General features: G+C 68.7%; 26 protein-coding genes and 1 tRNA gene. 21 read left to right on the forward strand and 6 right to left on the reverse strand.

Going from position 1 to position 24,085, the window contains the following annotated elements; all coding sequences use genetic code 11:
* Positions 1 to 25: 25 nt before the first annotated feature.
* Positions 26 to 529, reverse strand: a complete 504-nt coding sequence (locus ACK41C_RS08435; protein WP_409652751.1) for a GcrA family cell cycle regulator — start codon at positions 527 to 529, stop codon at positions 26 to 28.
* A 266-nt stretch (positions 530 to 795) separates the two neighbouring features.
* On the opposite strand from ACK41C_RS08435, the gene ACK41C_RS08440 reads away from it, so the two are divergent.
* Complete coding sequence (locus ACK41C_RS08440) at positions 796 to 1,608, forward strand: ABC transporter permease (protein ID WP_409652754.1); 813 nt, start codon at positions 796 to 798, stop codon at positions 1,606 to 1,608.
* Between the two features lie 6 nt (positions 1,609 to 1,614).
* Here the strand turns inward: ACK41C_RS08440 and ACK41C_RS08445 are convergent, their stop codons facing one another.
* Complete coding sequence (locus ACK41C_RS08445) at positions 1,615 to 1,977, reverse strand: STAS/SEC14 domain-containing protein (RefSeq protein ID WP_409653963.1); 363 nt, start codon at positions 1,975 to 1,977, stop codon at positions 1,615 to 1,617.
* Positions 1,978 to 2,126: 149 nt separating this feature from the next.
* Between ACK41C_RS08445 and ACK41C_RS08450 the strand changes: the two genes are divergently transcribed.
* The 6 genes from ACK41C_RS08450 (at position 2,127) to ACK41C_RS08475 (ending at position 7,440) form a co-directional block, all read left to right on the forward strand.
* The gene (locus tag ACK41C_RS08450; RefSeq protein WP_409652757.1) at positions 2,127 to 3,356 is read left to right on the forward strand and encodes an aspartate aminotransferase family protein; all 1,230 of its coding nucleotides are present in this window, start codon (positions 2,127 to 2,129) and stop codon (positions 3,354 to 3,356) included.
* Between the two features lie 116 nt (positions 3,357 to 3,472).
* Entirely contained in the window at positions 3,473 to 4,411 is a 939-nt protein-coding gene (gene argF, locus ACK41C_RS08455) for an ornithine carbamoyltransferase (RefSeq protein ID WP_409652760.1), read from the forward strand.
* Between the two features lie 82 nt (positions 4,412 to 4,493).
* On the forward strand, positions 4,494 to 5,408 hold the full coding sequence (locus tag ACK41C_RS08460) for an Hsp33 family molecular chaperone (RefSeq protein WP_409652763.1): 915 nt from the start codon (positions 4,494 to 4,496) through the stop codon (positions 5,406 to 5,408).
* Between the two features lie 59 nt (positions 5,409 to 5,467).
* Complete coding sequence (locus tag ACK41C_RS08465) at positions 5,468 to 6,550, forward strand: hypothetical protein (RefSeq protein ID WP_409652766.1); 1,083 nt, start codon at positions 5,468 to 5,470, stop codon at positions 6,548 to 6,550.
* A 57-nt stretch (positions 6,551 to 6,607) separates the two neighbouring features.
* On the forward strand, positions 6,608 to 7,015 hold the full coding sequence (locus ACK41C_RS08470) for a nuclear transport factor 2 family protein (protein WP_409652769.1): 408 nt from the start codon (positions 6,608 to 6,610) through the stop codon (positions 7,013 to 7,015).
* Positions 7,016 to 7,029: 14 nt separating this feature from the next.
* On the forward strand, positions 7,030 to 7,440 hold the full coding sequence (locus ACK41C_RS08475) for a MerR family transcriptional regulator (protein WP_409653966.1): 411 nt from the start codon (positions 7,030 to 7,032) through the stop codon (positions 7,438 to 7,440).
* Between the two features lie 19 nt (positions 7,441 to 7,459).
* On the opposite strand, the gene metZ is transcribed toward ACK41C_RS08475, so the two are convergent.
* On the reverse strand, positions 7,460 to 8,644 hold the full coding sequence (gene metZ, locus ACK41C_RS08480; protein WP_409652772.1) for an O-succinylhomoserine sulfhydrylase: 1,185 nt from the start codon (positions 8,642 to 8,644) through the stop codon (positions 7,460 to 7,462).
* An 89-nt stretch (positions 8,645 to 8,733) separates the two neighbouring features.
* On the opposite strand from metZ, the gene ACK41C_RS08485 reads away from it, so the two are divergent.
* The 8 genes from ACK41C_RS08485 (at position 8,734) to ACK41C_RS08520 (ending at position 13,650) form a co-directional block, all read left to right on the forward strand.
* Positions 8,734 to 9,321, forward strand: coding sequence for a helix-turn-helix domain-containing protein (locus ACK41C_RS08485; protein ID WP_409652775.1), 588 nt, complete (start codon positions 8,734 to 8,736; stop codon positions 9,319 to 9,321).
* A 2-nt stretch (positions 9,322 to 9,323) separates the two neighbouring features.
* Entirely contained in the window at positions 9,324 to 9,857 is a 534-nt protein-coding gene (locus ACK41C_RS08490; protein ID WP_409652778.1) for an N-acetyltransferase family protein, read from the forward strand.
* Between the two features lie 44 nt (positions 9,858 to 9,901).
* Positions 9,902 to 10,915, forward strand: coding sequence for a 2'-deoxycytidine 5'-triphosphate deaminase (locus ACK41C_RS08495; RefSeq protein ID WP_409652780.1), 1,014 nt, complete (start codon positions 9,902 to 9,904; stop codon positions 10,913 to 10,915).
* Positions 10,916 to 10,936: 21 nt separating this feature from the next.
* Positions 10,937 to 11,821: a TraB/GumN family protein gene (locus ACK41C_RS08500; protein WP_409652783.1), complete on the forward strand. Its 885-nt coding sequence runs from the start codon at positions 10,937 to 10,939 to the stop codon at positions 11,819 to 11,821.
* Positions 11,822 to 11,904: 83 nt separating this feature from the next.
* Positions 11,905 to 12,099, forward strand: coding sequence for a hypothetical protein (locus tag ACK41C_RS08505; protein ID WP_409652786.1), 195 nt, complete (start codon positions 11,905 to 11,907; stop codon positions 12,097 to 12,099).
* A 17-nt stretch (positions 12,100 to 12,116) separates the two neighbouring features.
* The gene (locus ACK41C_RS08510) at positions 12,117 to 12,545 is read left to right on the forward strand and encodes a hypothetical protein (RefSeq protein WP_409652789.1); all 429 of its coding nucleotides are present in this window, start codon (positions 12,117 to 12,119) and stop codon (positions 12,543 to 12,545) included.
* Positions 12,542 to 12,733, forward strand: a complete 192-nt coding sequence (locus ACK41C_RS08515) for a helix-turn-helix transcriptional regulator (RefSeq protein WP_409652792.1) — start codon at positions 12,542 to 12,544, stop codon at positions 12,731 to 12,733. The genes ACK41C_RS08510 and ACK41C_RS08515 overlap by 4 nt, the downstream gene beginning before the upstream one ends.
* Before the next feature lie 35 nt (positions 12,734 to 12,768).
* Positions 12,769 to 13,650, forward strand: coding sequence for a TraB/GumN family protein (locus tag ACK41C_RS08520; RefSeq protein WP_409652795.1), 882 nt, complete (start codon positions 12,769 to 12,771; stop codon positions 13,648 to 13,650).
* 18 nt (positions 13,651 to 13,668) lie between these two features.
* Here ACK41C_RS08520 and ACK41C_RS08525 read toward each other — a convergent pair whose 3' ends face one another.
* On the reverse strand, positions 13,669 to 14,265 hold the full coding sequence (locus ACK41C_RS08525) for an HD domain-containing protein (RefSeq protein ID WP_409652798.1): 597 nt from the start codon (positions 14,263 to 14,265) through the stop codon (positions 13,669 to 13,671).
* 137 nt (positions 14,266 to 14,402) lie between these two features.
* On the opposite strand from ACK41C_RS08525, the gene ACK41C_RS08530 reads away from it, so the two are divergent.
* Both ACK41C_RS08530 and ACK41C_RS08535 read left to right on the forward strand, forming a co-directional pair.
* Positions 14,403 to 14,477, forward strand: a tRNA-Gly gene (locus ACK41C_RS08530).
* A 301-nt stretch (positions 14,478 to 14,778) separates the two neighbouring features.
* Positions 14,779 to 16,380 carry an amidohydrolase gene (locus ACK41C_RS08535; protein WP_409652801.1) on the forward strand — a complete coding sequence of 534 codons (1,602 nt, stop codon included), beginning with the start codon at positions 14,779 to 14,781 and terminating at the stop codon, positions 16,378 to 16,380.
* Between the two features lie 61 nt (positions 16,381 to 16,441).
* On the opposite strand, the gene ACK41C_RS08540 is transcribed toward ACK41C_RS08535, so the two are convergent.
* Entirely contained in the window at positions 16,442 to 16,936 is a 495-nt protein-coding gene (locus tag ACK41C_RS08540) for an Lrp/AsnC family transcriptional regulator (protein WP_409652805.1), read from the reverse strand.
* Positions 16,937 to 17,343: 407 nt separating this feature from the next.
* Between ACK41C_RS08540 and ACK41C_RS08545 the strand changes: the two genes are divergently transcribed.
* The 3 genes from ACK41C_RS08545 (at position 17,344) to ACK41C_RS08555 (ending at position 22,392) form a co-directional block, all read left to right on the forward strand.
* Entirely contained in the window at positions 17,344 to 20,154 is a 2,811-nt protein-coding gene (locus ACK41C_RS08545) for a TonB-dependent receptor plug domain-containing protein (protein WP_409652807.1), read from the forward strand.
* Between the two features lie 88 nt (positions 20,155 to 20,242).
* Positions 20,243 to 20,974, forward strand: a complete 732-nt coding sequence (locus ACK41C_RS08550; RefSeq protein ID WP_409652810.1) for a response regulator — start codon at positions 20,243 to 20,245, stop codon at positions 20,972 to 20,974.
* Positions 20,971 to 22,392 (forward strand): ATP-binding protein, encoded by a 1,422-nt coding sequence (locus tag ACK41C_RS08555; RefSeq protein WP_409652813.1) that lies wholly within the window; start codon positions 20,971 to 20,973, stop codon positions 22,390 to 22,392. The genes ACK41C_RS08550 and ACK41C_RS08555 overlap by 4 nt, the downstream gene beginning before the upstream one ends.
* A 73-nt stretch (positions 22,393 to 22,465) precedes the next feature.
* On the opposite strand, the gene ACK41C_RS08560 is transcribed toward ACK41C_RS08555, so the two are convergent.
* Positions 22,466 to 23,044 (reverse strand): outer membrane protein, encoded by a 579-nt coding sequence (locus tag ACK41C_RS08560; RefSeq protein WP_409652816.1) that lies wholly within the window; start codon positions 23,042 to 23,044, stop codon positions 22,466 to 22,468.
* Between the two features lie 212 nt (positions 23,045 to 23,256).
* Here ACK41C_RS08560 and ACK41C_RS08565 point away from each other — a divergent pair, with 212 nt between their 5' ends.
* The gene (locus tag ACK41C_RS08565) at positions 23,257 to 24,081 is read left to right on the forward strand and encodes a helix-turn-helix domain-containing protein (RefSeq protein ID WP_409652818.1); all 825 of its coding nucleotides are present in this window, start codon (positions 23,257 to 23,259) and stop codon (positions 24,079 to 24,081) included.
* The last annotated feature ends 4 nt before the right edge of the window (positions 24,082 to 24,085 follow it).

Below are 24,085 nucleotides of genomic sequence, written 5' to 3' on the forward strand. Positions count from 1 at the left end.
CGCGCCCCCAACCCATCCCCCCGGATCAGATGTAGCGGCGAAGCGAGCGCGCCAGTTCGTTGGGGCTGGTGCGCTTCTTGGTCTGGGCCGGCTGATAGGCCACCCGCGCGTGTTCGACGCAGTAGGGTCCCTCGGACGCCCGGCGTCCGCAGAAGGTGAAGGTGTCGCTGGAGGGATCGCCGATCGGCCACTTGCACATGTGGGCCCCCAGGGTCAGCACGGTGGCCGAGCCCGGCGCTTCCTCGACATAGCGGACCGGAACGGCGGGCGCGGCGATCTCGCGCGCGACCGGCTCGGCGATCCGGCGCGGCGTCTGGCTCTGCACCGCCGGACGGGCCGGACGCGGCGCCTTGAAGGCGGGGCGGGCGGGCTTTGAGGGGGCCGCGCGGCCCGACAGGCCCAGCCGGTGGACCTTGCCGATCACCGCATTGCGGGTGACCCCGCCCAACTGCTTGGCGATCTGGCTGGCGGAAAGCCCGTCCTGCCAGAGCTTCTTCAGGGACTCCACCCGTTCGTCCGTCCAACCCATGGTTCGCCTCCAGCCGCTGAAGGATCCCGGAGCCGCCCCCGCGGTGATGCCGGGATCAATATCTTGTGGCGGTACGCACTCACGCCCACCAGCAACCACTAGATATCGTAAACAGTTCCTTAAGAGCCACAATAGGCGCCATGCCACTCGTCCACAGGAACTAGATATAGCGTCAGTGCGCCGCAGGAGCGGGCAAGCTTTGCCGGAACGCGGGCCTAGCCCTTGCGGACTCGCCGCCGCAGGCGCACATCGGCGGCATGAAGGACATGCCTGCCGTCGAAGCCGTCATTCCGCCGCAGCCCCGCGACTATCACGGGTTCAACTGGGCGGGGTTCCGCACCCTCTATCTGCGCGAGGTGCGGCGCTTCTGGAAGGTGGGCATGCAGACCCTGGCGGCGCCGGTGGTCACAGCCCTGCTCTACATGATGGTTTTCGTGGTCGCGGTCCGCGGCGCGGCGCCGCCGGTGCACGGCACGGCCTTTTCCACCTTCGTGGCGCCGGGCCTGATCATGATGCAGATCCTGAACAACGCCTTCGCCAATTCCTCGTCGTCGCTGCTGCAGTCGAAGTTCAACGGGCTGATCGGCGACTTCCTGACGCCGCCGCTCTCGCCGCTCGAGCAGGTCTCGGCCTTCGCCCTGGGCGCGGCCACTCGTGGCGTGCTGGTGGGGGCGGTGACCTGGCTGGCGGTGCTGCCGTTCGCCAGCCTGCCGATCGTCCACCTTTGGGCGATCCTCTACTTCGGGATCGCGGCGGCCCTGATCCTCGGCATGCTTGGGATCATGGCCGGTCTCTGGGCTGAGAAGTTCGACCACATGGCGGTGGTGACCAACTTCGTGATCATGCCGCTGACCTTCCTGTCGGGCACCTTCTATCTGGTGGACCGCCTGCCCGAGCCGTTCCGCACGGCCAGCCACTACAACCCCTTCTTCTATCTGATCGACGGCTTCCGGTACGGCTTCATCGGCCACGCGGAATCTTCGCTTCTGGTGGGCGTGACCATGACCGGCGGCCTCGTCGCCGCCTTCGCCTTCGCCTGCCTGTGGATGTTCGAGACCGGCTACAAGCTGAAGACCTGAGTTCGGTCAGGCGAGGTCCGAAGCCCAGGCCAGCGCAGCTTCACGCTCGCCCGGATCGAAAGCGCGAGCCTGGACCTGCGGAAAGATCGGGTCCATGAACTTCACCCATCCCCGTATCCAGGGATTGTCGCTGACGACCGCGGCGCGCCGGAAGCGGTCGAGCTGCCCGAGCTTGCCGGCCGAATAGCGGATGTCCCGCGCCAGCGCCGGCAGGGTCATTCCAGTGAACCCCATCATGTCGCCATAGAGGCCAATCTGCGGGTGCGCCTTCAGCTTGGCCTCCAAGACCGGGATCATCTCGTCGTAGTCGGCTTCAGTCAGCAAGCCTTCAACCCTGAACGCCACAACGTGATCGGCGGCGGGAAGCATCTGGATCACGGCCGGTCTCCCTCTCGACGGTTCGTATCTTCACGAGGGGAGCGAACATTGACATTCGACGGTTCCGAGCCGAAAACGCCAGGCCTTCCAGTCCCCGTCGCGCCGCGGCGGGGATGCTTCCGTTCTGGAGGGTCTCTCCCGTGACCGAAAAGACCGCGCAATCCGCCGCGACCGTTCCCGCCGACCACATCCTGGGCGTCTATAACCGCGCCCCGCTGGCGTTCGAACGAGGCGAAGGCGCGCGACTGTTCACGGCGGAGGGGGAGGCCTATCTCGACTGCCTGGCCGGGATCGCGGTCAACGCCCTGGGCCACAGCCATCCCAAGCTCGTTCAGGCGGTGAAGGACCAGGCCGAGAAGCTCTGGCACGTGTCCAACATCTTCAAGGTTCCGGGCCAGGAGAAGCTGGCCAAGGTGCTTTGCGACGTCACCGGGCTGGACGTGGTGTTCTTCACCAACTCGGGCGCGGAGGCGATCGAGTGCGCCATCAAGACCGCGCGCAAGCATCACTGGGCCAAGGGCGATGCGGACCGCATCGACATCATCGGCTTCGACGGCTCGTTCCACGGCCGCACCCTGGCGGCGGTGAACGCCTCGGGCAACGCCGCCTATCTGGAGGGCTTCGGCCCGCGGATGCCGGGCTTCGTCCAGCTGCCTTTCGGCGACATGGAGGCGCTGAAGGAGGCGGTCGGCCCGACCACCGCGGCGATCATCGTCGAGCCGGTGCAGGGCGAGGGCGGGGCCCGCGCTCTCTCCGAACAGGCTCTGCAGGAGATGCGCCGCCTGTGCGATGAAACCGGAACCCTGCTGATCTTCGACGAGATCCAGTGTGGCCTCGGCCGGACCGGCAAGCTCTTCGCCTGGGAGTGGGCGGAGAACGTCAAGCCCGACATTGTGGCGCTGGCCAAGGCCCTGGGCGGCGGTTTCCCGGTGGGCGCCTGCGTGGCCTCCGCCGAGGCCGGCGCCGGCATGACCGTCGGCTCCCACGGCTCGACCTACGGCGGCAATCCGCTGGCCATGGCCGTGGCGCTCGCGGCCATGGAAGAGCTGACCAAGCCCGAGCTGATGGACCATGTCCGTGAACTGGCCGGCTATTTCACCCAGCAGTTCAACGGGCTGAAGGACCGCTATCCGGACGTCGTCCTCGACATCCGCGGCAAGGGCCTGCTGATCGGCCTGAAGCTCGCCACGCCGAACCGCGAGTTCATGCAGCACGCCCGCGACCAGCATCTGCTGATTGCCGGCGGCGGCGATAACTGCGTGCGCCTGCTGCCGCCGCTGACCCTCACCCTCGAAGAGGCGCGAGAGGCCGTCGAGAAGCTGGAGCGCGCCTGCGAGGCCGCCCGCGCCAAGGCCAAGGCCGCCGCCTAATCCTTCAACCGCTCACCCCGGCGAAGGCCGGGGTCCAGCTGAAACGCCCCGCTCGCGCCAGACGAAACTGGGTCCCGGCCTTCGCCGGGACGAGCGGGGTTGGTGGGGACCCCACGATGACCCAATCTCCCAGACACTTCCTCGACCTCTGGCGGCTCGAGGGCTCCGACCTGCGCGCCATCCTGGACGACGCCAAGGCCCGCAAGGCCGCGCGCAAGGGCTGGCCCCAGGGCCGCGTCGACGCCGACGCCCCGGCCAAGGACCGGGTGCTGGCCATGATCTTCGAGAAGCACTCGACCCGCACCCGCTTCTCGTTCGACGCGGCCATGCGCCAGCTCGGCGGCTCGGTGATCATGTCGAACTCGGCCGACATGCAGATCGGCCGCGGCGAGCCGATCGAGGACACCGCCCGGGTGCTTTCGCGCATGGTCGATGCGGTGATGATCCGCGCCAATCGGCACGAGGACGTGGAGCGCCTGGCGCTCTCCTCGACCATCCCCATCGTCAACGGCCTGACCGACAAGAGCCATCCCTGCCAGATCCTGGCCGACATCCTCACCTTCGAGGAGCATCGCGGCCCCATCGCCGGCCGCACGCTCGCCTGGGTGGGCGACGGCAACAATGTCTGCGCCAGCTTCATCCACGCCGCGCCGAAGCTGGGCTTCAAGCTGAACATCGCCTGCCCGACGGTCTACCATCCGGATCTCGTCGACCTCGCCCGCGCCGAGTCCGAGCAGGGGCGGATCGAAATGACCGACGACCCGCGCGCGGCGGTGCGCGGCGCCGACTGCGTGATCACCGACACCTGGGTCTCCATGGGCGACACCGACCACGAGGAGCGGCTGGAGGCCTTCGATCCGTTCCAGGTCGACGAGAAGCTCATGGACCTGGCGGCCGCCGACGGCGTCTTCCTGCACTGCCTGCCCGCTCATCGCGGCGAGGAGGTGACGGACGCGGTGATCGACGGGCCCCGCAGCCTGGTCTGGGACGAGGCCGAGAACCGCATCCATGCCCAGAAGTCGATCCTGGCCTGGTGCTTCGGGGCGATCCGATAGGTCTCTTCCTCCCCTGCGCAGCGGGGGAGGAATAACCGCTCAAGCTCGCAACTGTCGCGGGCTGCCCCTATATCCCGCCACCATGTCCGAGACCGCACTCCATAACGCGCCCGACGACCTCGTCGCCCCGTTCCAGATCGAGGGGGAAGCCGTGCGCGGCCGCACCGTCCGCCTGGGCGGTTCAATCGACGAGATCCTGCAGGCCCACGCCTATCCGGAAGCCGTGGCGAACCTGCTGGGCGAGACCTGCGCGCTGGCCGCCCTGGTGGGCTCCAACCTGAAGTTCGACGGCCGCCTCATCGTCCAGGCGCAAGGCTCCGGCCCGGTGCGCTACGTCGTGGCCGACTACGACACCGAAGGCTCCCTCCGCGGCTACTGCCGCTATGACGAGGACGCGGTGGCTGAAGCTTCGCAAGGCTTCGCCCGGCCCGGCGCCCGCTCGCTGCTCGGCGACGGGGTGTTCATCATGACGGTGGACCAGGGCCCGGACATGGACCGCTATCAGGGCGTCACCGCCATCGAGGGGGAAACGCTGGCCCTCTGCGCCGAGCAGTACTTTGCGCAGTCCGAGCAGACCCCGACCCGCGTGCGCCTGGCGGTCGGCCAGGTGGACGTGGGCGAGGGACGCCGCTGGCGCGCCGGCGGCATGCTGATCCAGAACATCGCCGAGGACGAGGCGCGCGCGCCAACGGCCGAGCCATGGGACCGCACCCAGGCCTTCTTCGAGACCATCGGCGAGGACGAGCTGATCGACCCGACCATCTCGGCCGAAACCTTGCTCTTTCGGCTGTTCCACGAGGACGGCGTGCGGGTGTTCGAGCCCAAGGCTCTGAAGGCCTTCTGCCGATGCTCCCAGGAGCGGATCGAGACCGTGCTGAAGTCGTTCGACGAGGCGGCCCGGGCCGAGATGGTCGAGCCGGACGGCCGCATCAGCGTCACCTGCGAATACTGCTCGCGGGTCTATTCGGTCGATCCGGAGGCGCTGAACGCCGACTAGGCCTCGGCCCGGGAAGTTTTGGCTGGCTCTCCGCTCGCCCGCCGCCCAAGCTTACGCGGATGGAAGATCGGGAGCTTCAGGATCTCGCAACGCTTGTTCCGACCCTGCTCCGGGCGCTGGAGGGGCTGGCCTTCGTCGCGCGTCACCTGCATCCGCCGGACTTGGCCGAGGTGCTGGCCGCCATCGGAACGCCCGAGGCGGATCTGCCCCAGGCGCTCGCCCGCATGGACGCCTGGTCCGAGGCGCTGACGCAGCTCCGTAGTGCGCTGGCCGAGGCGGGCGAGGCTGCGATCGCCGGGTTCGAAGCTCTGCGCGCCGCGGCGTCCGCACCGGAGGGCTTGCGCGGGGCCTTCCGCGCCCTGCGCCAGCTCTCCCGGGCCGAGGCGGCGCTCTATTCCCTCGTCGGCGTCCTGCCGCCGATCAGCCGCTTCTTCCTGCCGCATCCCCTGCGTGGCGACGCCGAGCTCCAGGCGCGCCTGGCGCGACCTGCGCAGCCGGGCGTCACCGGCGTCATGCATTTCGGCGGCGAACCCGGGATTCGCGGCGGCTTTTCGCTCTACGTTCCGGAGGACTACGACCCCGCCACATCCGCGCCGGCGGTCTTCGCCCTGCACGGCGGCAGTGGAAACGGCGCGGCCTTCCTGTGGAGCTGGCTGCGGGACGCGCGCGCCCACGGCGCCATCCTCGTATGCCCCACGGCGCTCGGCGAGACCTGGGCCTTAACCGGCGAGGATGTGGACACCCCGAACCTCGCCGGCATTCTGGATCATGTGCGCGCCAACTGGTCCGTCGATCCGGCCCGCCTGCTGCTCTCGGGCATGAGCGACGGCGGCACCTTCGCCTATGTTTCCGGCCTGGAGCCGGGATCGCCGTTCACGCATCTGGCCCCTGTGGCTGCGGCCTTCCACCCCATGCTGGCGCAGATGGCCGACCCAGGCCGGATCGAGAGCCTCCCGATCCACATCGCCCACGGCGCGCTCGACTGGATGTTCCCCATCGAAATGGCGCGGGAGGCGTATCGTGCCCTCTCGGCGGCCGGGGCCGCCGTCGCCTATCGCGAGCTCCCCGACCTCAGCCACACCTATCCGCGGGAAATCAACGCGGAAATCCTCGCCTGGATGGATGGGAAGAGAGGCTATTGACCTAGAGAGCGCTCTAGGAGGTTTTCTCCGAGGCTGGTTCGATAAGGAGACCAGTCGATGACCCAAGCCGACAACAAACAGATCGTCGCCAAGGCGATGCAGGACCTGGCCGCCGGCGACAGCCGCGCCTTCTATGAAGCCATGGCCGAGGACGTCGTCTGGCGCCCTATGGTCGGCGGCGTCTGGAGCGCGGTCCACCACGGCCGCGAGCGGGCCAGGGACGATCTGTTCGCACCGCTGCGCCGGCAGTACGCCAGCGTCTACACCAACACCGCGACCAACATCTTCGCCGAGGGCGACGTGGTGGTCGTTGAGGCCCGGGGTGCGGTGACGCTAAAGTCGGGCAAGGCGTACAACAACCGCTACTGCTTCGTGATCGAGATGGCCGACGGCAAGATGCGCGAGGTGCGCGAATATCTCGACTCAGCCCTGGCGGAGGCCGTGCTGGAGCCGCTGACCTCGTGAGCGCGCGTTAACATATCGGACGCTTCGCCAAGCTCGTCGATCGCAGCGTCCACACCATCCGGTGGTACGAGGCCCAGGGCCTCTTGCCCCGGGTGGACCGGGACGCAGGCGGCCGCCGGGTCTATGAGCCCGGCCACCTCGAGCACTTCCTGTTCCTCGACCGGATGCGCCGCACGGGCATGTCCATCGCCGACATGCGGCGCCTGACGGAGCTTTCCATGGAGGGGTGGCGTACGCTCGAGGCGCGCATGGCGATGCTGCGGGAGCACAGGGCCGAGATCGAAGCCCAGATCCGCGAGCTGACCGGCGCCCTGGAGCAGATCGACGCCAAGACCGCCTTCTACGAGGATTGGGTGCGGAACAAGCGTCGTCCGCCCAAGGAAGCGGAGCACGCGCCGGCGCGTCGCGCGCCGACGCGGGCCTGAATCCGGCGCCGGATCGACCTCAGGCCGCGTCCAGGGCCCGGCCTACGTCCCGCGTCAGGTCGCCGGCGCCTTCGAGCCCGACGCTCATCCGCACCCAGCCCTCGGTCAGGCCGATCTCCAGCCGCTCGGCTTCGGGCATGGAGCGGTGGGTGGTGGTCGAGGGGTGGGTGGCCATGGACTTGGCGTCGCCGAGATTGTTGGAGATGTCGACGATCTGCAGGGCGTCCAGGAACCGCCAGGCCGCCTCGCGGCTCCCCAAGTCGAAGGCCACCACGTTTCCGCCGCCCGACATCTGGTTGGCGATGACCCCGGCCTGCGGATGGTCCGCCCGGCCGGGATAGACCACCTTCCGCACCTTCGAATGGGCGCCGATCGCGTTGGCCACCTTCGCGGCGTTCTCGGCCTGGCGGCGCACGCGCAGCTCCAGCGTCTCCAGGCCCTTCAGCAGCACCCAGGAATTGAAGGGCGAAAGCGCGGGGCCGGTGTGGCGCAGGATGTCCTTGTAGGCCTGCGTCATCAACTCGGTCGAGCCGAGGATCGCGCCCCCCAGCACCCGGCCCTGGCCGTCGATGTGCTTGGTGGCCGAATAGACGACGATGTCGGCGCCCAGCGCCAGCGGCTTCTGGAAGATCGGGGTGGCGAAGACGTTGTCGACCACCAGCTTGGCGCCGGCCGCATGGGCGATCTCGGCTACAGCCCCGATGGCGGTGACCTCCAGCAGCGGATTGGCCGGGCTCTCCACGAGGAAGGCCTTGGTGTTGGGCCGGACGGCGTTCTTCCAAGCCTCGAGATCGGTGGCGTCCACATAGGTGGTCTCAACCCCGAAGCGGGGCATCCATTCCGACAGGATCCAGCGGCAGGAGCCGAAGAGAGCGCGGCCGGCCACGATGTGGTCGCCGGCGCGCACCAGCCCTTGCAGGGCTACGTGCACGGCGCTCATCCCCGAGGCGGTGGCCCGGCACATCTCGGCGCCTTCCAAGAGCGCCAGCCGGTCCTCGAACATCTGGGTCGTGGGGTTGCCGAACCGCTGGTAGATGAAGCCCGGGGCGTCCCCGGCGAAGCGCGCGTCGGCGGCCGCGGCGCTGTCATAGGCGAATGACTGGGTGAGGAACATCGCCTCGGAGATTTCGCCATAGGGGCTGCGGGCCAGCCCGCCACGAACCGCCCTCGTCTCGATCTCCCAGTCGCGCGGATCTTCCGCCATGACGCACCCCTTCCGTTCGCCAGCGCCTTCTAGCCTCCGCGCCGGCCCGGCGCCATCGGCAGAAAGTCGTAAGGCTTGCAGCCCAGCTGATGAGCCATCATAGTGTCCGTGTGAGCACTATAATAGACGAAGCGACCCGGCGCCTCGCCCACCGCATCCGCGTGGAGCGCGAAGCGCGGGGCTGGAGCCAGGGCGAGCTTGCCGAGCGTTCCGAAGTCTCCAAGGCGATGATCGGCAAGATCGAGCGGGGGGAGGCGAGCCCCACCGCCGCCCTGCTCGGCAAGCTGTCGGGCGCGCTGCAGCTCACCCTCGCCGCCCTGTTGACGCGCGCCGAGGCCGAGGGCGGGCGCAAGACCGCCGCGGCCGACCAGCCGGTCTGGCGCGATCCGGGCACGGGTTATCTGCGCCGCCAGGTCTTCGCCCGCGGCGACCATCCGGTGGAGCTGGTCGAGGTCGAACTGCCGGCCGGAGCGCGGGTGGATCTGCCGGCCGCCTCCTACGCCTTCATCCGCCAGGTGGTCTGGGTGCTGAGCGGGACCCTGGCGATAGAGGAGGGCGGCCGGCGCACCGAGCTCGCCGCCGGCGACGCCTACGCCTTCGGCGAGCCGGCCCAATCCAGCTTCATCAATCCCGCCCCTGAACCCTGCGCCTATCTGGTGGCGGTCTCCCGGAGATGAATATGCCCGGCTTCGATATCCGCGTGCTTTCCCCCGGCCCGGCGACCGAGGAACGGCTGGCCGAAATCCTGGCGCAGACGGTGGCCGCCGGCGGCTCCGTGCACTTCATGGATCCTGTACCGATGGACCAGGCGCGGGCCTATTGGCGCGGGGCGCTGGCCGATGCGGCGGCGGGCGGGCGCATCCTGCTCGGCGCCTTCCTTGAGGGGCGCCTGGAAGGAACCGTGACCCTCTATCTCGACACCCCGCCCAACCAGCCGTTCCGGGCGGAGATCTGGAAGCTGATGGTGGCGCCGGTCGCCCGCGGGCGGGGCCTGGCCCGAGCCCTGATGAGCGCGGCCGAAGCGCTGGCGGTGGAACGAGGGCGCACGCTCCTGACCCTCGACACCGCCGTCGAAGGCGGGGCCTCCGAGCTCTACGAATCCCTCGGCTGGGTGCGCAGCGGGGTCATCCCGGACTATGCCTTCAAGCCGCAGGGCGGGCTCGTCGGCACGGCAGTCTATTATAAGCGGATCGCTGCGGGCCTCGCGGCTTAGCCGCGCCCTTGCCAGACTCGACGCGCGCGGCGAGTGTCGCCCCGATGAGCGCGACCTCCGGCATCCTGCCCTGCCAATCCATCGACGACCTGATCGCCGCCGGCGCGGTGACAGCGGCCAACCCGTTCGAGGCCGACCAGGTCCAGCCCGCCAGCCTCGACCTTCGCCTTGGCGCGCGGGCCTGGCGAGTGCGCGCCTCCTTCCTGCCGGGCCTGGGCCGCACCGTGCCCCAGCGCATCGCGCATGTGGCCATGCACGAGCTCGACCTCACCCGCGGCGTGGTGCTGGAAAAGGGCTGCGTCTACATCGCCGAATTGCAGGAGCATCTGACCCTGCCGCCAGGGATCTCGGCGCGGGCCAACCCTAAGAGCTCCACCGGTCGTGTCGACGTGTTCGTGCGGCTGCTCACCGACAATTCCGTGGCCTTCGACGACGTGGCGGAGGGCTATTCCGGACCCACCTATATCGAGATCGCGCCCCAGACCTTCTCGATCCTGGTGCGGCCCGGCACCCGGTTGAACCAGCTGCGGCTGAAGCGCGGCGATCCGCCCAAGCTCTCGATCCGCAGCGTCGGCGTGGACCTGTCGGACGGGATCGCCGGCTTCCGCGCGCGGCGCCACGCCGGTGTGGTGGATATGGACCATGTCGACGGCCACGACCCCCGCGACTATTGGGAGCCGCTGATCCCCCGCCGCGGCGAACTGCTGCTCGATCCCGGCGAGTTCTACATCCTGGCCTCCAAGGAGGCCGTCGAGATTCCGGTGCTGGAAGCCGCCGAGATGACCCCCATCGACCCCTCGGTGGGCGAGTTCCGTGTGCACTATGCCGGCTTCTTCGATCCGGGCTTCGGCACCGAGGAGGCGGGCGGGGTCGGCTCCCGCGGGGTGCTGGAAGTGCGCAGCCACGAGACCCCCTTCCTGCTGGAGGACGGCCAGACCGTGGCCCGCCTGGTCTATGAGCCGCTGACCGCCAAGCCGACCCGGCTCTACGGCGACCAGGGGTCGCATTACCAGCGCCAGGGGCTGAAGCTATCCAAGCACTTCCAGGTCTGGCGCTGAGATTCCACGGAAGGGGGCGGCGTGGGTTGGCTGAGATCGGCCGCGGGCGCGGCTGTGTTCCTGCTGGCGAGCCTTTGCGGCGCTGCGGCCTCGGCCGCCCCGGCCCTGTGGGTGGCGCGTGACGCCGACACCGAGATCTACCTCTTCGGCACCCTGCACCTGCTGACGCCCGACGCCGCCTGGCGAACGCCAGCCTATGACGCCGCCTATGAGCGCGCCCAGACCGTCTGGTTCGAGGCCGATCTCGCCCGCGCGGACTCTGCGACCATGGGCGACCTCATGGGCCGGTATGGCGTCGATCCCGCCCGCCCCTTGAGCGTCCGCCTGCCGCCGCAGGAGCTGGCCGCCCTCCAGCCGGCCCTGGCCCGCGGCGGGCTCGATCTCGCCGGCGTCGACCACCTGCGCCCCTGGGCGGCGGCGCTCACCCTCTCGATCCGGCCCAAGGTGACCCAGGGCTACCGGGCCGACGCCGGCGCCGACCTCGTCGTCGCCCGCCAGGCGCGGGCGGGCGAGAAGGAGATCCGCACCCTGGAGACGCTGGAAGACCAGATTCGCATCTTTGCCGACCTGCCGGAGCCCGTGGAGCTGCAATACCTGGCCGACGTGGTGCGCGAGCTGACCGCCCCGCCCCGCCGCGGCGGCGTCTCCCTGCAACAGGCCTGGCTCGCGGGTGACGTCCGCGCGCTCGATCGGGGGATTCTGAGCGTCCTGCGCCGGGACACGCCGGAGTTCCATGAGGCTTTCATCCGCCGACGCAACCTCGCCTGGGCCGAGACGCTCGACGGCGTGCTCCTGGCGCCCGGCGGCGTCCACCTCGTCAATGTCGGCGCCCTGCACATGGCCGGCGAGGACGGCCTGCCGGCGCTGCTGCGCGCGCGGGGTTATCGGGTCGAGCGGGTTCAGTAGCAAACGCGCCTGACATTTTGTCGTGCATCCTTGACAGGCCGAATGTGTCGTGTTTCCTTGTCATCAAGACGAGGGAGCTTGTCATGCAGGAGCATGGAGCCATGTGGGGAAGCCGTCAGGCGGTGGTGGCCGCCGTGACAGCGCTTCTCGTCTTCGCCTTCGCGGGGCTTCTGCACGCCTGGCCCGGCGGGCTTTCGCCGAGCGTCGAGCTGCGCCGTTCCAGCTTCGGCGCTCTCGTCTCCATGGCCGCGGTGGGCTGGAACGCCTGGTCGCGGTAGTCCAAGGGAGATTTCCGATGTTCCGATCCGTCTTCGCCCGCACGCCGAGCTGGGTCCTGGCGCTCTTACTGCTGCTCGCCGGGGGCTTGATCGGTTTCCTCGGCCGCGCCTCCGGCCTCAACCAAGGACCGATCGGCGCGGCGGTTCTGACGGCGGCCATGATCCTGGTCGTCGGGCCGATCGCCATCGTCTATTGGCGCCGTCTCGACGAGGCGCAGCGGGAGGCCCACAAGTTCGCCTGGTACTGGGGCGGCAGCGCGGGGATCGTGGTCGTGCTTCTGGGTTTCATCGCCCTGTCGTCGCCTGGCGCGCAGGGTTTCCCCGCCGATTTCCTCGGCGCCGAGGAGCCGCGCGACCTCTTCGCCTTCGGCATGGTGGCCACGCTCATGGCCCAGGTGATCGGCTATTTCGTCGCCTGGATCGGCTGGTGGATCGCGCGGCGATGAAAAACCGCCTCAAGGTCCTGCGCGCCGAGCGCGACTGGAGCCAGGCCGACCTGGCTCAGCGTCTCGAGGTGTCGCGACAGAGCGTCAACGCCATCGAAACCGGAAAGTACGATCCCAGCCTGCCGCTCGCTTTCAGGATCGCCCGGCTGTTCGACCTGCCGATCGAAGCGATCTTCTCCGACGAATGAACGGCCCTCCGCCAGCCTGCGAAAGGAACCTCCAAATGAAGCTTCTCGCCCTCGCCCGGCGGTTCTGCGTTGGGTTCGCCGCGACCCTGGTCCTGGCCGGCGCAGCGCCGGCCCTGGCCGAGCCGGCCCTCTGGGTGGTGCGGGACGCGGATTCGACCCTCTACCTGTTCGGCACGGCCCATGTGCTGCGGCCCGACGTCTCCTGGCGAAGCCCCAAGATCGACAAGGCTTTCGCCGAGAGCAACGAGCTTGTCGTGGAGGTGAAGCAACCGGAGAGCCCGGCCGACCTGCAAGCCTTGATCGGCAGGTACGGCATAGACCCGGCAAGGCCGCTCTCGAGCCGGCTCGACGCCGCCGACAAGGCGCGGCTGGCCGCCGCCGCCCAGGCCATGGGTCTGCCGGCCCCGGCGCTGGAGCCGATGCGGCCGTGGTTCGCCGCCCTCACCCTCTCGCTGGCCCCCATCGTCAAGGCCGGCTACGACCCGCAGAGCGGGGTCGAGATGGTGCTGACCGCCCAGGCCAAGGCTGGGAACAAGCCGGTGGCGGCGTTGGAGACCATGGAGCAGCAGATCCGCTTCTTCGCCGACATGGCGCCGGAGGCCGAACTCGCCATGCTGCGCGCCACCCTGGCCGATGTGGACGATGCGGCGGCCATGCTCGACGCCCTGGTCGCCGCCTGGGTCTCGGGTGATGCGGCCGCCCTGGAGGCGGCCTTCATCACCGAGATGCGCCGCGATTACGCCGAGGCCTACGACGTGCTCATCGTCCGTCGAAACGAGGATTGGGCCGACCAGATCGTGGAGAAGCTCCAGGGCTCCGGCGTCAGCTTCATCGCCGTGGGCGCCGGCCACCTGGTCGGTCCCGACAGCGTGCAGGAGAAGCTCGCCCGGCGCGGCGTGCGCGCCGAGCGGTTCTGATCGCGCCGGGTCGGGGTCTTAGGCCTCGGCCGTCTCGCGCTTGTAGATCGAGCGCTTCGGCCGCTCCAGCACCCGCCGCAGCATCGGCTCGAAGGCCGAGAGCGGCATGGAGACATAGTCCGGATCGAAGCTGTTCTGATCGTAGAGGTGGCAGAACTGGGCGGTGTATTCGAACCAGGGGTGGCCGCGGAACTGCTCGCGCATGTCGCGGTCCAGCCCCAGGTGATGGAAGAAGTAGTAGCCCTGGAAGATGCCGTGCTTATCCAGCATCCACCAGTTCTGCTCCGAGACGTAGGGCTTCATGATCACCGCCCCGATCTCCGCATGGTTGGCGGGGCCCAGGATGTCGCCGATGTCGTGCATCAGGGCGCAGACTACATATTCCTCGTCGCGGCCCTCCTTGAAGGCGCGGGTGGCCGTCTGCAGGGAGTGTTCCAGCCGGTCGACCGCATAGCCGCCGCAGTCGCCCTGCAGCATCTTCAGATGGGCGATCAGCCGGTCGGGCAGCTCGCGACTGAAGGGCGCCGAGGCCCGCACGATGGCCATCCAGTCTTCCTGGGTGCCCTCGGTCATGGCCGTGAACCGGGCCTTGGCCTGCATCTCGCCGTCCGCCATGGCGACCTCCCTGCGTTGTGAGACTTGGTTGCGGCCCATCGTGCGGGCGCCGCCGCGACAGGTCAACGCAAGGCGCTTGGCCGAAGCCCCCGACCCCGCTATGTTCCGCCCCCCGGCCGCTCCGCGCGGCCCCGGGCGCGGCCATAGTTCAGAGGTAGAACGTCAGCTTCCCAAGCTGAATGTCGGGGGTTCGATTCCCCCTGGCCGCTCCAAGCCCCGGATTGTCTGGCCCATCATCGACCACGAAATCAGCAGGCCCGGCGCAAACTCGGGCAGATTCGCCAGCCTCGGCGCGATCTTGCGCGGTGTGGTGGAATCCGGGAGGGTTTGGGTTGCGCGCGCAGGGTTCCGCGGATCTCATCGCATGGAGCGATGATTTCAAGCTCATAGCTTTTCTACTACGCCGAAAGGCGACGCCGAGGTGGCGAAGCGCGCTGGATGTCGGCGCCTGCGTCTCCGGTTGGCGTTCGGCTCTCGGCGGCCCATGGTTCGCACACATCTGGGGGAGCATTCATGAGACGTCCCGACGCCTACAAGACCATCGCAGCCCTTCTGGCGGGGGCGGCGCTGGCCCTTCCGGGGCTTTCCGCCCGGGCCGAGCCGACGCCGGAGATGCGGCAGGCGGCGATCGCCGGCGTGGAGGGGCGCGCCAAGCTGGCGCAGGAGATGGTCGACTCGGTCTTCAGCTTCGCCGAGCCGGGCTTCCAAGAGGTCCGCACCTCGGAATACCTGACCGGGATCCTCGAGAGGAACGGTTTCAAGATCGAGCGGGGCGTGGCCGGCATCCCCACGGCCTGGACCGCCACCTGGGGCTCGGGCGGGCCGCTGATCGCGCTGGGCAGCGACATCGACGGCCTGCTGGGCCTTTCGCAGGTGCCCGGCGTCGCCGAGATCAAGCCCCAGGTCCCCGGCGCGCCCGGCCATGGCGAGGGCCACAATTCCGGCATGCCGATGATGATCGTCGCGGCCCTGGCGGCCAAGGACGTGATGGAGAAGAACAAGATCCCTGGCCGGCTGATGCTGTGGCCGGGAGTCGCCGAAGAGCTCCTGGCCACCAAGGCCTTCTATGTCCGCGACGGCCTCTTCAAGGATGTGGACGCCTCGATCTTCGCCCATGTCAGCCGCGACTTCTCCACCGGCTGGGGCCCGGCTGGCAACAACGGCATGGTCTCGGTGGAGTACACCTTCCACGGCAAGACGGCCCACTCCGCCGGCCAGCCCTGGGCCGGCCGCAGCGCGCTGGATGCGGTGGAGCTGATGAATGCGGCCTGGAATATGCGGCGCGAGCACCTGCCGGTCACCCAGCGCTCGCACTACGTGATCACCAACGGCGGCGGTCAGCCCAACATCGTGCCGGGCGAGGCCTCGGTCTGGTATTATTTCCGCGAGCAGGAATTCGCCTCGATCCGCGGCCTCTACGAGCTCGGCAACAAGATCGCCGAGGCCGCGGCCATGGCCACCGACACCAAGGTGGAGCGGCGGCTGCTGGGTTATGCGGCCCCCAACTACGGCAACAAGCCCCTGGCGGAGGCGGCCTACGCCAATATCCAGCGGGTGGGCATGCCGCAATGGAGCGAGGCGGACCAAGCCTTCGCCAAGGCCCTGCAACAGACCAACCATCTGAGGGTGGAGCCCCTGGCCAGCGAGGTCGCGCCCCTGTCGACCCCCGACTCCCGCGGCGTCTCCATGGGCGGCGGGTCGGACGATATCGGCGACATCATGTGGACGGTGCCGACGATCACCATCCGCTATCCCTCCAATGTGCCCAACATGATCGGCCACAACGTGACCTCGGCCATGGCCATGGCCACGCCCATCGCGCACAAGGGCGTGGTCGCCGGCGCCAAGGCGGTGACCCTGACCGTGCTCGACATCGCCACGACGCCCAAGCTCGTGGCGGACGCCAAGGACTATTTCCAGAACGTGCAGCTGAAGGACCAGAAGTACGATCCGGTCCTGACGGCTCAGGACAAGCCGGCCATCCATCTGAACGCCGAGATCATGGAGCGCATGCGGCCGAAGATGGAGCCGTATTACTACAACCCGAAGAAGTACAAGACCTATCTCGACCAGCTCGGAATCCCCTATCCGCCGGCCGGCGCCACCGCCGACTAGCCCTCGCTCCAAACGGGGAATTCCGTGGACGGGGAGGCCGCAGGGCCTCCCCGTTTCTGTTTCAGGCCTTGTCCTCGAACACCACCGGCGGCGTGCCGCGGCGGGCGACCTCGCGGATGACGAAGCTCGACCGGATCTTGGCCACGTGGGGCAGGGTGGAGAGCTCGCGCCGATAGACCCGGTCGTAGTCCTCGAACGACTCCACGTGCAGCATGAGCAGGAAGTCGGTGTCGCCCGAGACGAACCCGCAATAGGAGACCGACGGGCACTTCACGACCTCGCGCTCGAACTCGATCAGGGCGTGCTCGGCCTGGGAGCTCAGCTCGACGGCTACGAACACCACCACATTGAAGCCCAGCAGCGGCAGGTTCAGGTTCGCCGAATAGCTGAGCACCGCCTGGCGCTCCTCCAGGCTCTTGCGGCGCCGGGCGACGGCGGTGGCCGAGAGCTTGATCTGGTCGCCCAGCGACACATCCGACACGCGACCGTCGAGGCTAAGCTCCTTGAGGATGCGATAATCGACGTCATCGAGCTCCAACTGTTCGGTTTTCGCCATCAGCCTCGCAGACTCCTGCACATTTCAACAGCACCCACGCGTTTTGAAAGCCGGATTTCAACTTTCCTCAAGTCGGACTCCGGGCGACGCCTAGAGTGACCGGGCGACGGGCGGAACACCAGCGTAAAGCCGAAAGGCCGAACAGACAGCTTGGGCACGTTGCGGGGGAAACGACCGGCGTCGGCGCGTCCAATCGGCGTTATCGCGAGGTCATCAGCTATGATCGCAGTTACTTCGGCCACGTGACCGAAATTTTCGGTCTCGAATAGTTTTCACCAAGTTCGAAGACTTGAGCGGCGCGCGCCTTTTCGCAGCGCCGGCGGGATTTTGCGTCCCGAATCCAGAGTAATCGCGGGGCCGCGTCCGGCCCGCTTCCACATCGACTTGAAAACACAAAGAGGGGTGCGATGAATTCTTGGGCGAAGTACAGATCCGCGACGGGCCTCCGCCGTTGCGCCCTGGCCGGCGTCAGCCTGGCCGCTCTGCTGGGCGCGTGGACGCCGGCGCTGGCGGATGCGGCCGACGAGGTGGACGAGGTGGTGGTCACCGGCTCGCGGATCGTCCGCGACGGCTACAGCGCGCCGACGCCGGTGAATGTGCTGGGCGCCCAGGAGATCCAGGCCGAGGCCCCGGCCAACATCGCCGATTTCGTCAACACCCTGCCCTCGGTGATGGGCAGCGCCACGGCGTCGACCTCCTCGGGATCGCTCAGCAACGGTGCGGCGGGCATCAGCGCCCTCAACCTGCGCGCGCTCGGCACCGGCCGTACGCTGGTGCTGTTCGACGGCCAGAGGTCGGTGGTCTCGGCCGCCACCGGCCAGGTGGACACCAACACCTTCCCGCAATCGCTGATCCAGCGGGTGGAGGTGGTGACCGGCGGCGCCTCGTCCGCCTACGGCTCCGACGCGGTGGGCGGGGTGGTGAACTTCATCCTCGACAAGACCTATACCGGCGTCAAAACCACGATGGAGTACGGCGAGACCACCTATGGCGACACGCCGAACTGGAAGCTCAACCTCACCGCCGGCGGGCCGTTCGCGGAAGGCCGCGGACATGTCCTGTTCAGCGTCGAGAAGGTCAGCCAGGACGGGGTCCACAACACGAGCCGCGACTGGAACAAGGGCGGCCACTTCGCCATCCGCAATCCCGACACCTCGGCCGGGGCGCCCTATTACATCGTCGCCGACCGGGTGGGCATCTCCACCTATACGCCGGGCGGCCTGATCACGTCCGGGCCGCTGCGCGGGACCTATTTCGGCGTCAACGGCGCGGTCAACCAGCTCGCCTACGGCGCGGTTTCCGGCCAATGGATGGTCGGCGGGGACTGGGAATACACCTCGTCGGGCATGAACGGCACCAACAGTCTCTCGCCCGACGAGGATCGCGAGAGCGTGTTCGGCCGGGTCAGCTACGAGATCGCGCCCAACCTCACGGTCTTCGCCCAGGCCTCCTATGCACGCTACGAGGGCTTGAGCTACTACATCCAGCCGACCCATACCGGCGTCACCATCTTCGCCGACAACGCCTATCTGCCGGCCTCGGTGCGCAGCCAGATGACCGCGCTCGGCCTCTCGTCCTTCGTGATGGGCACGAGCAACGCCGACATGCCGCCGTCGGGCAGCAACAACGTCCGCGAGACCGAGCGCTACGTGGTCGGCGCCGAGGGCGAGTTCGACGCCCTGGGCCTCGGCTTCAAGTGGGACGCCTACTACCAGCGCGGCGTCACCGACACCCGCGAGCAGCTCACCGCCACCTGGAACACCGCCCGCCTGGCGCTGGCCACCGACGCGGTGGTCCATCCGGTCAGCGGTCAGATCGTCTGCCGATCCTCCATCGCCAACCCCGCCAACGGCTGCGTGCCGCTGAACCGGTTCGGGATCGGGGTGGCGAGCCAGGCGGCCCTGGACTATGTGCTCGGCACGCCGCTGCGCACCCAGGAGTTCACCCAGGATGTCGCGGCGATCAACTTCTCCACCGGCGGCCTCAAGGGCTGGGCCGGGCCGATCTCGATCGCCTTCGGCGCCGAGTGGCGCAAGGAGCAGATGGACGGCTATGTGGAGCCGCAATACGAGAGCGGCTGGAAGTACGGGAACTACAAGGTGACCCGCGGCGAATACGACGTCGCCGAGGCCTATGTCGAGGCGCTGGTCCCCCTCCTGGAGGGTTTGGATTTCAACGGGGCCTTCCGCTACACCGACTACAGCACCTCCGGCGGGGTGAAGACCTGGAAGGCGGGCCTAACCTACGAGCCGGTCCCCGACATCAAGTTCCGCGCCTCGGCCTCCCGCGACATCCGCGCGGCCAATATGAGCGAGCTCTACGACAGCGGCACGGCGCGCAGCAATTCGGTCTCGATCAACGGCGTCGCCACCGCCTTCGTCCAGAATTTGCAGGGCAATCCCAGTGTCCAGCCGGAAGTCGCCGACGGCTATGGCGTGGGCTTCGTGGTCTCGCCGCGCTTCCTGCCGGGCTTCACGGCCTCGGTCGACTATTACGAGATCAAGGTCGACGGGGTGATCAGCTTCGTCACCGCCCAGCAGACGGCCGACTACTGCTACATCCAGAACGTCCAGAAGTACTGCAACAACCTGCGGTTCGTGAACGGCGCCCTCAGCGTCATCGATCTCTACTATGAGAACCTCAACAGCATGTCGGCCAAGGGGCTGGACATCGAGGCGACCTATCGCACGGCCCTGGAAGACTTCATCCCCGGCGCGCCGGGCGACCTGACCCTGCGGGCCATGGCCACGCACTACATCGAGAACATCACCGACGACGGCGTCACCGCCATCGACCTGGCCGGCTCCAATGTCGGCAGCACGCCGGACTGGGTGTACCGCTTCTCGGCGATGTACCGGACCGAGCCCTGGACCTTCAACCTGACGGCCCGGGGGGTCAGCAGCGGCGTGATTTCCAACGCCTATACCGAGTGTCAGTCCAACTGCCCGGCCAGTGTGGCGCCCTACTACACGATTGACGACAACAGCATCGACGGGGCGGTCTATTTCGACGTCTCGGCCAGCTACGACTTCACGGTCGCCAGCGTCTCCGGCCAGGCCTATCTCTCGATCAAGAACCTGTTCGACACCGATCCCGTGCTCACGGCCAATCCGAGCAATCTCGGCGCGGAGAACACGGTGGCCTACCTGCAGACCAACCGGACGCTCTACGACGTGCTGGGTCGCACCTTCCGGGTCGGGCTGCGGCTGGAGTTCTGACGGAGGGGCGCGGCCGGGTCCGTCCCGGCCGCGCAATTGTGGCCAAGTGGAATTTCCGGCGCCACAATCGCGCGGCAAAGCTTCAGCGATGACTCCCGCGCGCAACATGCCGCCCGCACGCCAGGTCTTGGTCGTCGACGACGACACCCAGCTGCGCGAGCAGATGGCCGCCTACCTGCAGGACCACGGTTTCCAGGTCAGCACCGCGGCCAACGCGGCGGAGATGGATCGCGCTCTGGCCGGCGCGCCGGTCGACCTGATCGTGCTGGACATCATGATGCCGGGCGAGGACGGGCTCTCCGTCTGCCGCCGGCTGTCGGCCAGGGGCGGCCCGGCCATCGTCATGGTCAGCGCCATGGGCGAGGAGGTGGATCGCGTTCTGGGCCTGGAGCTGGGCGCCGACGACTATCTGCCCAAGCCCTGCAGCCCCCGCGAACTGCTGGCGCGGATCCGGGCGGTGTTCCGCCGGCTGGAGGACGTGCGCGGGGATGCGCCCCGCCGGGGGACGGCCTATCATTTCCTGGGCTTCGTGGTGGACGCGGTGCGTCGCCAGCTGCGGGCGCCGAACGGAACGACCATCCTGCTGACGGCTGGCGAGTTCTCGCTGCTCAACGCCTTCCTGGAGCATCCCCAGAGGATACTGACCCGCGACCAGCTGCTCGAGATGGCCCGCGGCGTTCATAGCGAGGCGTTCGACCGCGCCATCGACGTGCAGATCAGCCGCCTGCGGCGCAAGCTGCACGCCTGTACGGACGGCGAGGTCATCAAGACCGTACGCGGCGTGGGCTATCTGTTCGACGCCAAAGTCACCCGGCCGTGACGGCCTCGGCCAAGGCGCCCATCGCCGTCCAGTTCGTCGCCCTGCTGCTCGTCTGCCTGCTGGCGGCCCAGGCGGTGTCGTTCGCCGTCATCCTGCTGCTGCCGCCGCCGCGTCCGCCCATCTATCGGGCCAGCGAGGTCGCCGCGGCCCTACAGGGCGGATCGCTCACCGCACGCTTCGCCCGGCCGATGAGCCGGTCCCTGGCCGCCGAGCTTCCCGCCGACCTGCAGAAGGCCGAACCGCAGGGGCCGGCCGCCCATGTCCTGGCGGCGACGCTCGGCGCAGCCGCCGAGGATGTCCGTGTCATCCAGCAGCGCCCGATTCCCGCCCGCCGCTGGGCGCGAGCCGTCCGGCACGACCCGCCGATCCCGGAAAAGGGCGATGTGGTCGAAGTCACGATGCTGTTCCGCACGCCGCCCATGGGGTCGCCCGGCCCGCCGCAACGGGTGCTGATGGCGGGCGACCTGCCGATCGTCGGAGAGTTCGCGGCCGCCTGGCGCCGGCCCGGCGGCGACTGGACCATCGTCCGCTCGGCCCGCGAGCCATTCCCCAACGAATGGCAGCGGCGCATGCTGATGTGGCTGGGGGCGGGATTCCTGGTGGTCGCCCCGGCCGGCTATCTGTTCGCCCGCCGGATCACCGCGCCGATGAAGCGCTTCGCCGAGGCCGCCGAACGCCTGGGCCGCGATCCGCACGCGCCGCAGATGAAGCTCAGCGGCCCGGCCGAGATCGGCGCCGCGGCCCACGCCTTCAACGACATGCAGGCGCGGCTGAAGCGCTATATCGACGACCGCACCGCCATGGTGGGGGCGATCTCGCATGACCTGCGCACGCCCCTGTCGCGCATCCGCTTCAAGATGGAGGCCGCGCCGGCCAGGCTGCGGGACTCCGTCGTCGCCGACATCGCCCAGATGGAGCAGATGATCGGCGGCGTCCTGGCCTTCATCCGCAACGAGGGCGAGCCCCGCCGGCGCGAGCGGCTGGATCTCCTGTCCCTGGTCGAATGCGTCGTCGACGATGCCGCGATGTTGGGCGGCGAGGTGGAGATCGTGGAGGGGGCGCCGGCGACCGTGGAGGGCGATCCGGTGGCGCTGCAGCGCCTGTTCGCGAACCTGGTGGAGAACGCCGTGAAACACGGCGGCGACGCCCGGATCGAGCTGCGGGCCGAAGGCGGCTCGGCGGTGGTCTCGATCGCCGACAGCGGACCCGGCTTGAGGCCCGAGGAGTTGGAATTGGCCTTCCAGCCCTTCTACCGGGCCGACGCCTCGCGCAATCTCGACCGCGGCGGCGTCGGGCTGGGTCTGCCCATCGCCCGCTCGATCGCCCGCGCCCACGGGGGCGACGTGACGCTTGTCGCGCGGGAGAAAGGGCTTCTTGCCCGGGTTCTGCTGCCACTCTCCGGCGCAGATCGGGCATGAAGAAAGCCCGGCGCCGGTCTCCGCGTGGGGGGGCGGGAGACGGGCGCCGGGCGGCTCGGCCTAAGGCTGGGGTTTAGCGGCCGAGCTGGTAGCGGAGGCCCACGGTCACGGCGTGGGTGGAGACGTCGCCGTCGATCTTCGTGGGACCGGAGCCGAGCTCGATGTCGGTGACGCCGAGATAGCGGTAAGCGACTTCGCCGGTCAGGCGCTCGTCGAACCGGTAGCCGACGCCGGCCTTGAGCTGGTAGGCGAAGCCGGTGTCCTCGTCGTCGATGAGCGGCGAATCCACCTTCACCTGGCCGAAGCCGAGGCCTGCGCCGACGAACGGCCGCCATTGGCCGCCGGGATTGAAGTCGTAATAGGCGTTGGCGAAGCCGGCGAGAATCTGGGCGTCGCCGCCCGCCGAGCCGGAGACGTCGCCGTCCAGATAGGCGAGTTCGCCTTCCAGGCGGACGCTGTCGTTCAGATGGCGGCCGACGCCGCCGGAGATGGCGAAGCCCGTATCGGTTTCCTGCTTGGGCGTGGCGTCGATCTCGCCTTCGAAAGCGGCGCCGACGTCGCCGCGGACGTACCAGCCGGCGTCTTGGGCGGACGCCGCGCCCGCGGTGAGGGCGGAAGCGGCCAGCAGGGTCGCGATGAGAGTGCGGTTCATGGTCTTGGACCTTCTTCTTCGCCGCCGGCCTATCCCGGCGGTGTTGTGAACCGGCAGATGCGACCGAGTGCGCCGCAGCGCTTCCATCGGACGGCTGCGGTTTCGAAATCCTGCGGAAAAAAGCCGGCGGCTTCGGAGCTGCGCCGCATTGCGTTCGGAACCGGTGCGCCTACCTGAGGGCCCCGGCTTCGCCGTTCTCAGGAGTTCCCCGCATGTCCCAGGCTCTCGCCATCGCGCCGCAGGACGGGGACCTCAAAGCCGGCGCGCGCCTGGCGACCCTGCAGGCCGGCGGCGTCATGGTGCGGCACCAGCCGGCCGCGCCCTTCGACCTGGCCTATGACGGCGACCGACCGATCCTGCTCTATTCCTTCGGCGCCGGGGCGACGCACGGGCCGGGCGCCGCCTGCAAGGCGGGCTCGTTCCTGCTGCTGCGCCCGGGGCGGCCGACGCGGCTTTCCCATCCCGATCCAGTGGAGATGCTGGGCTTCGCCTACGAGCCTCAGGATCTGCCGTCCGCCGCCGAACCGGCCGAGCCGTTCGCGCTGGTGGACGACGGCGTTCGCGCCCTGGCCCACGAGACGCGCCGAGTGCTGTTGCGCGAAGCTGCGCCGGACGGGCGCTACGTCGAGGCGCTCGGGCGCGCCATCCTCGCCCGCGCTCTGCAGGTGACGCGCGAGGCCGCGCCCCAGGCCGACCGTGCCCTGATCTCGCCCTTCAAGCTCCGGCGGGTGGTGGAGCACATCGAGGCGCACCTGCCCGACCGCATCACCGTCGCCGAACTCGCCCAGATCGGCGAGCTTTCCATCGCCCACTTCGCCCGGCTTTTTCGCCAGACCACCGGCGAGGCGCCGCACGCCTTCATCCTCTCCCGACGTATCGCGCGGGTTCAGGCGCTCTTGTCGGAGACCGACCTGGACCTCGCCACCATCGCCTATCGGACAGGCTTTTCCAGCCACGCCCACATGGCCACGGCTTTCAAGCGCAAGCTAGGCGTCACGCCCGCCGCTTACCGCGCGGCGATGCGGGAGGCGGCCTGAAGCG

Origin of the sequence: Phenylobacterium sp. (genome assembly GCF_046290725.1) — a bacterium.
GTDB lineage: Bacteria > Pseudomonadota > Alphaproteobacteria > Caulobacterales > Caulobacteraceae > Phenylobacterium.